The sequence below is a fragment of the Nonomuraea ceibae genome, from assembly GCF_019396325.1.
GTDB classification, from domain to species: domain Bacteria; phylum Actinomycetota; class Actinomycetes; order Streptosporangiales; family Streptosporangiaceae; genus Nonomuraea; species Nonomuraea ceibae.
In genome coordinates this window covers 22,029-28,062 of the sequence record NZ_JAHKRO010000110.1, presented here as the reverse complement: position 1 = coordinate 28,062, position 6,034 = coordinate 22,029, and the positions used below count along the sequence as shown (strand labels likewise).

Genomic DNA, 6,034 nt, shown 5'->3' with positions numbered 1-6,034 from the left:
CTCCTTCGGGGGGATGAGCAGACTCCAGGGGGTGAGCCGGTCAGCGACCCGGCGGCGGCCGCGCCGGGCCGGTGGTCGAGGTGAGCGGGCGCGCCGGGTCGAGGGCCGAGGTGAGCGGGCGCGCCGGGTCGGGTGCGTGGACGCGTACGGCGTCGCGGCGGATGTCGCGCGGGCCCGGCATGCGGCTGCCCGGCAGGCCGACCGCCGCCGCGCCCCAGGCCAGCGCCTCCACCAGGGCGCGCTCGCCGCGCGCCCCGGCGGCCAGGAAGCCCGCCAGCATTGCGTCGCCCGCGCCGACCGCGCTGCGCGGCTCCGCGACCGCGGCCTCGCCGTACCAGATCCCGCCGTCCTCGACGAGGACCGCGCCGTCGGCGCCCAGGCTGGCCAGGACGGTACGGGCCCCGGCGGCGCGCAGCTCGCCCGCCGCCTCCACCACGTCGCCCAGGCAGCGCAGCGCCCGGCCGGTGGCGGCGGCCAGCTCCTCCAGGTTCGGCTTGACCAGCGCCGGGGCGGCGCCGAGCGCGCGGGCCAGCGCGGCGCCGCTGGTGTCGACCGCCACGTGGATCCCGGCCCCGGCGAAGCGGCGGCACAGCCGCGCGTAGACGTCGTCGGGCACCCGCGGCGGCAGGCTGCCGGAGGCGACCACCCAGTCCGCCTCGTGCGCGGCGGCCAGCACGGCGTCGGCGACGGTGTCGAGCTCGGCCGGCGACAGCGCGGTGCCCGGCTCGTTCACCTTGGTGACGGTGCCGTCGGGCTCGGCGAGCGTGACGTTGGACCGGGTCCGCCCGGCCACCGGCACCGTCACCATGTCCAGCCCCTCCTGGCCGAGCAGGCGCACGAGCTGCCGCCCCTCGTCGCCCCCGAACGGCACCACCGCCCGCGACGCCACGGCGTTGGCCAGCAGCGCCCGCGACACGTTCACCCCCTTGCCGCCGGGGTCGAGCCGCGCCGCCGCCGCCCGGATGACCGCGCCCCTGGCCAGGGCCCCGATCTCGATCGTGCGGTCCAGGCTCGGGTTCAGCGTCAGGGTGAGGATCACCGCCGCCCCCTCAGGCCCGGACGACCTCGGGTCCGGCGGCCGACAGCTCGGCGGCCAGCGCCGGGTCGAGGCCCGTGTCGGTGATCACCACGTCGATCTCGGCCAGCGTGGCGAACGACGCCAGGTACGTGTTGGTGAACTTGGTGTGGTCGGCCAGCAGCACGCTGCGCTGCGCGGCGCCGACCATCGCCCGCTTGATCGCCGCCTCCGCCGGGTCCGGCGTGGTCAGCCCGCGCGCCGCCGAGCAGCCGTTCGTGGCCATGAACGCGACGTCCACGTGGAGCTGCGACAGCGGCCGCAGCGCCCAGTCGTCCACCGTCGCCAGCGTGCGCCCGCGCACCCGGCCGCCGAGCATGATGACGTTCAGGTTGGCGCGGGCGGCCAGCGCCGTGGCCAGCGGCGGCGAGTTGACCACCACGGTGAGCTCGCGGTCGGCGGGCAGCACCCCCACCAGGCGGCCCGTGGTGGTGCCCGCGTCGATGATCACTGACCCGTCCTCGGGCAGCTCGGCGAGCGCGGCCTTGGCGATGCGCTCCTTCTCGGCCGTCATCACCTCGTCGCGGGCCGCCAGCGCGGGCTCGAACCCGAGCCGCTCCACCGGGATCGCGCCGCCGTGCACCCGGCGCAGCACGCCCGCCCGCTCCAGCGCGGTCAGGTCGCGGCGGATGGTCTCGGTCGTCACGTCGAGCTCGCCGGCCAGGGACACCACGTCGACGCGGCCCGCCGCGCGCGCCCTGCGGAGGATCTCCTGCTGCCGCTCCTCGGCGTACATGATGTGGGTTCACCGCCGTTTCGAGTTGGATTCCCCTTTGTTTAACTCCGTTTCTGTGGAGTCGTCAAGACTCTGATAGGTATGTCGGATGCGTATGAAGCCGTGGGCCGCCGTGGCGGCAGCCGTACCACTCGCAGCGGGATGCGTCGCCGGGCCTTCGGCCGGCCCCGCGTCGGCCACCGCCGCCCCCGAGACGCTGAGCGCCCCCGCGGCCACCCCGTCCGCATCCGCGAGCACGGCCCGTACGGCCCGGCCGCCCAAGGTCCCGGCGGGCACCACGGCCTCCTGGCTCGTCTTCGACCGGACGAAGGGCAAGCCGGTCGCCACCCGTCACGCGCACCGCAAGTTCCGCTCCGCCTCGGTGATCAAGATCCTGATGGCGATCGACTTCCTGGAACGGAACCGGCAGGTCTCCGCCGCCGACGCCCGGCTGCTCAAGATCATGCTGAGGGAGAGCGACGACGACGCCGCCTCCACGCTGTGGGACCGGGGCGGCAAGGGCGCCATCGTCACCCGGATGGCCCGCAAGCTGCGGCTGTCCGACACCACGCCGCCGCCCGCCACCCACCCCGGCTTCTGGGGGTACGTGTCGCTGAGCGTCCACGACATCGTGCGCACCTACCGCTACCTGCTCGACACCGCCGAGCCACGCGTCCGCGACATCGTGCTCGGCCACCTGCGCGAGGCCACCCCGTGCGGCAGCGACGGCTTCGACCAGACCTTCGGCATCCCCAGCGCGGTGCCCCGGCCGTTCGCGGTCAAGCAGGGCTGGTCCGGGTTCGGCACCGTGCCGCCGGTCCGCTGCGACGCGCGGGCCCAGGGGGCGTCCATCTCCACGGTCGCGCTGCGCTCGCGCGGCTCGGGCATCCCCGACCTCGGCCGTCCCGTGCTCCACACCACCGGCCTGGTGGGCAAGGGCGAGCGTTACGTCATGGCCGTGCTCACGGCGCACCCGGCGGGCGCGACCTGGAGCAGCTCGGTCCGCCGCATCACCGGCCTGACCAAGGACCTCTACCGAGGGCTCTCCTGAGCACGTGAGCCGCCCGGGAGGAAGGTGAACATCCGCTCGCCCCGCCGCAGCGGCGTGGGCGGGCCGGCGTAGCGGTGCACGCCGACGCCGAACTCCGCCGTCTCCAGTGAGACCCGGTCGAACCCCGTCTCCTCGAACCCCGTCTCCTCGAACCACGCGCAGATCGACGGCACCAGGTCGGGCTCGCGGGTGTGCCGGGTCCACACCACCGTCGCCCCCGGCGCGCACAGCTGGGGCAGCGCGGAGACCGTACGGCGGACGTCGGCGTCGCCGAGGTTGCCGAACAGGCCGCAGACCAGCACCAGGTCGGCCGGTACGGCGCCCGCGTAGGCGTCGGTCAGGGCCGCGTCGCCGCGCATCACCTCCACCCCGGCCGGCGCCCGCTCTTCGGCCAGCCGCGCGTTGCGCTCGTCGAGCTCGACCAGCCGGGCGCGCACCCGGCCACGCCGGGGGTGCACGGCCAGCACCGGCAGGAGGTCGCGGCCCTGGCCCGCGCAGAGGCTCACCACCCGCTCCGCGCCCGCGTCGAGGGCGGCGCGGACGGCGCCCTGGACCACGGCCAGGCGCCGGCCCAGACTCGATCCCGGCCGGTCGTAGTCGTCGTGCCAGCTCACCCAGTCGCGTGCCATGATCCCGATACTGATCAATGCGCGCCCGGCAGGCAACGACATTCCTGAATTTGGGGCCGGCTGCAATCAACGCCGGGCAACGGACCTATTTCTGGCGTATCTCGGTTGGATAACTGAAATATGCGGAAAAGTGCCCGGAGTGGCGCGTGATGCTGGCAGCATGGGGCCGGTTCGCTGATCGGGGATTCATTCTGGAGGCCTCCTCGTGAACGGTTCACCGCACCGCACCCTGACGGCGGCCGCCGCCGCGCTCGTCGCGCTCGCGGCGCTCGCCGGCCCGGCCCCCGCGCTCCCCGCGGAGCGGCAGGCGGCCGTGTTCCCCGTGACGCCCCGGGCGGCGGCGCAGGAGGAGAGCTTCTGGTCGCCGACCAGCGTCGTCCCGGCCAAGCTGGGGCGTGACCGCAGGCCCGTCGAGCTGGGCATGCGCTTCACCGTGTCCCGCACCGGGTCCGTGGTCGCGGTCCGCTTCTACAAGCACCGCCGTGCCGCCGCCGGTCACTCCGCCAGCCTGTGGGACGGCACCGGCAACCGGCTGGCACGGGTCGCGTTCGGCACGGAGACGGCCTCCGGCTGGCAGGAGGCGCGCCTGCCGGAGCCCGTCACGCTGCGGGCCGGCCGTTCGTACGTGGTCTCCTACCACGCGCCCGACGGCCGTTACGCGGTCGCCCGGCACTACTTCCGCCGCTACCTGCCGGGGACCGACTCGCTCAGCGCCTCCCGCTGGAACGGCGCGTTCGCGTACGGCGCGAGCGCGTTCCCCCGCAGGACCAGCGCCGGCCACAACTACCTCGTCGACGTGGTCTTCCGCCCAGGGACCGGCACCCCGTCCCCGAGCCCGTCCCCCACCAGGACCCGCACCCAGACCCCCACCCCGACCCCAACGGTCACCACCACGGTCACCCCCACGGCCACGGTGAGCCCCACCCGCACCCCGACCAGCACCCCGGAGCCCACCAAGCCCGAGCCCACCAAGCCCCAGCCCACGAGCCCCCAGCCCACGAGCCCGCAGCCCACCGGCCCCGAGCCGTCGACGCCCGGCAGGCCCGGCTGTGAGCTGCCCGCGCACCCGACTCCCGCCTGCACCGGCGTGCCCGACTCCCTGCGGCTGTCCACGATCAAGGGCGACTTCACCGCCGCCAAGCCCGGCCAGGTCCTCGACGGCGTGCACATCACCGGCGACCTGACCGTGGAGGCGTCCGGCGTCGTCATCAGGAACAGCCGGATCGACGGAATGATCACCAACTGGAAGACGGGCGGCTCGTTCACCATCACCGACTCCACGGTCGGCCCGGAGAAGGGCTGCCGCATCTACCCGGCAGTCGGCGAGAAGAACTTCACCGCCACCCGCATCGAGGTGCGTGGCTTCGACGACGGCTTCCGCATGTCGGGCAGGAACGTCACGATCAGGGACTCGTACGTGAACCTGTGCGGCCCGCCGACGAGCCACTCCGACGGCATCCAGGCGTACTGCCCCGGCGGCATCGTCTGCAGCGGCCTGGTCTTCGACCACAACACGATCGACCAGCGCGAGGCGCCCCAGCACTCCGACCCGGTCAACCTGGTCGACAAGAACCTGAGCGCGGTGACGGTGACCGACAACCTGCTGGCCGGCGGCAACTACACGCTGTTCCTGCAGTGGCGTTCCGGGCCGAAGTGGAAGGTGTCGGGCAACAAGCTCGTCCATGACGCCTGGGACTTCGGCCCGGTCAGCTCGGCCGACACGTGCGAGAACATCGACTGGGGCCCGGGCAACGCGGTCGTCACCATCGACAAGCACTACCGCATCACCCGGACGGTCCGGCACCTGCACGACTGCGTCGAATAGGGCGTCGAACAGGACGTCGAGCAGGACGTCGAGCAGGCTCAGAACTCCAGGCGCGGCGACGCCGGGCCGAGCACCGCGGCGGCGGGCGTGACGCCCCACGCGGCGCTCAGCTCGCCGCTCAGCACCTCGGTGAGCTTGCGCACGTCCTCGGCGGCCGTGGGGTGCAGGGCCTCGGCGACGATCAGCACGGAGGCGGTCGTGTCGCGGACGGCCGACAGGCCGCTCTGCCGGTTGGTCCAGCGGCGGGCGTGCGCGTGGCCGCCGCCGTCGGCGAAGATCACCTCGCCGGGCTCGGGGTGCTCACGCTCGCCGGCGAGCGTGACGTACTCCTCCTGGCCTGTCGCGCGCCGCACCTCCAGGAAGCCGTCCACGCGGGACAGGTCGAACACCGCGACCGGGATCGCGAACGCCACCGACACCGCGTTGCACAGGTCGATCAGCGGATGGATGCGCGGCAGCGCCCCCTCCTTCTTGAACCGGCGCAGCAGGGACTCCGAGGCGCATCGGTACTGCGTCGGCTTGAGCCCCATGCGGGAGAAGGCCCGCCGCCACGCCTGGATCTCCGGCAGCCCGGACTCCGGCCCGGCCGCCAGCCGCTCGGCCGCGGCCGCGTGGTGGGCGCGCAGCGCCTCGTCGACAGAGGCGCCGGGCGTGATGCCCTCGGCCAGGATGGTGCCCGGGACCAGCTCCGGGAAGTCGCGCCAGACGGCGTCGTCGTGCTGGAAGTGCATGGGCCCAT

6 protein-coding genes are annotated in these 6,034 nt (G+C 74.1%); 2 read left to right on the top strand and 4 right to left on the bottom strand.

The window, feature by feature from the left end:
- Window positions 1-40: 40 nt before the first annotated feature.
- Both pfkB and KME80_RS40360 read right to left on the bottom strand, forming a co-directional pair.
- Complete coding sequence (gene pfkB / locus KME80_RS40365; RefSeq protein WP_219514978.1) at window positions 41-1,039, bottom strand: 1-phosphofructokinase; 999 nt, start codon at window positions 1,037-1,039, stop codon at window positions 41-43.
- Window positions 1,040-1,049: 10 nt separating this feature from the next.
- The gene (locus KME80_RS40360) at window positions 1,050-1,811 is read right to left on the bottom strand and encodes a DeoR/GlpR family DNA-binding transcription regulator (protein ID WP_219514976.1); all 762 of its coding nucleotides are present in this window, start codon (window positions 1,809-1,811) and stop codon (window positions 1,050-1,052) included.
- Between the two features lie 88 nt (window positions 1,812-1,899).
- Here KME80_RS40360 and KME80_RS40355 point away from each other — a divergent pair, with 88 nt between their 5' ends.
- A complete protein-coding gene (locus KME80_RS40355; protein ID WP_219514974.1) occupies window positions 1,900-2,841 on the top strand; it encodes a serine hydrolase in 942 nt (313 codons plus the stop codon).
- Here KME80_RS40355 and KME80_RS40350 read toward each other — a convergent pair.
- Entirely contained in the window at window positions 2,823-3,470 is a 648-nt protein-coding gene (locus KME80_RS40350; RefSeq protein WP_219514973.1) for a class I SAM-dependent methyltransferase, read from the bottom strand. The two genes, KME80_RS40355 and KME80_RS40350, sit on opposite strands and share 19 nt — an antisense overlap.
- Before the next feature lie 205 nt (window positions 3,471-3,675).
- Between KME80_RS40350 and KME80_RS52305 the strand changes: the two genes are divergently transcribed.
- Entirely contained in the window at window positions 3,676-5,295 is a 1,620-nt protein-coding gene (locus KME80_RS52305) for a DUF4082 domain-containing protein (RefSeq protein ID WP_219514971.1), read from the top strand.
- A gap of 38 nt (window positions 5,296-5,333) precedes the next feature.
- Here KME80_RS52305 and KME80_RS40340 read toward each other — a convergent pair whose 3' ends face one another.
- The gene (locus KME80_RS40340; RefSeq protein ID WP_219514970.1) at window positions 5,334-6,026 is read right to left on the bottom strand and encodes a B3/B4 domain-containing protein; all 693 of its coding nucleotides are present in this window, start codon (window positions 6,024-6,026) and stop codon (window positions 5,334-5,336) included.
- Between the last annotated feature and the right edge of the window lie 8 nt (window positions 6,027-6,034).

Excerpts from the sequence above, each read along its gene's own strand:
- KME80_RS40350 (WP_219514973.1), bottom strand. The coding sequence starts at position 3,470 with ATGGCACGCGACTGGGTGAGCTGGCACGACGACTACGACCGGCCGGGA.
- KME80_RS40360 (WP_219514976.1), bottom strand. The coding sequence starts at position 1,811 with ATGTACGCCGAGGAGCGGCAGCAGGAGATCCTCCGCAGGGCGCGCGCG.
- KME80_RS40340 (WP_219514970.1), bottom strand. The coding sequence starts at position 6,026 with ATGCACTTCCAGCACGACGACGCCGTCTGGCGCGACTTCCCGGAGCTG.
- KME80_RS40355 (WP_219514974.1), top strand. The coding sequence starts at position 1,900 with ATGCGTATGAAGCCGTGGGCCGCCGTGGCGGCAGCCGTACCACTCGCA.